Annotated in this window: 1 protein-coding gene; it reads right to left on the bottom strand. The window is 57.9% G+C overall.

Features of this window, described 5'->3' with window-relative positions:
- The coding region (locus HX778_RS24975) for a cytochrome c oxidase assembly protein (RefSeq protein ID WP_176983363.1) at positions 1-304 on the bottom strand (304 nt) is incomplete at both ends.

Raw genomic sequence — 304 nt, 5'->3', positions numbered from 1 at the left:
AGTGATCGTCTTCACGTCCTTGGGAAGATCCGGATCAATCACAAACACCACCGGCATCTCGCGTGATTCGTTGGCCGTCAGCGTCTGCTGCTTGAAACAGAAACACTCGATCTTCTTGAAGAACTCGGTTGCCTGCTTGGGCGCGTAACTCGGGATGGCCTGCGCCTCCACCGTACGCCCCTCCTTGTTCACCACCTCGTAGACGATCTGGCTGATCTCGCCGGGGTGCACATCCATGCTGTTCTTGACCGGGCGGAAGCGGAACGGCCCCTGGCTGTTCGAATCGAATTCCACCGTGATCGTG

The sequence above is a fragment of the Cedecea sp. P7760 genome (genome assembly GCF_013386425.1).
Classification (GTDB): Bacteria; Pseudomonadota; Gammaproteobacteria; order Enterobacterales; family Enterobacteriaceae; genus Cedecea; species Cedecea selenatireducens.
The sequence above is the reverse complement of the archived record's forward strand: the minus strand, read 5'-3'. Positions and strand labels throughout refer to the sequence as shown.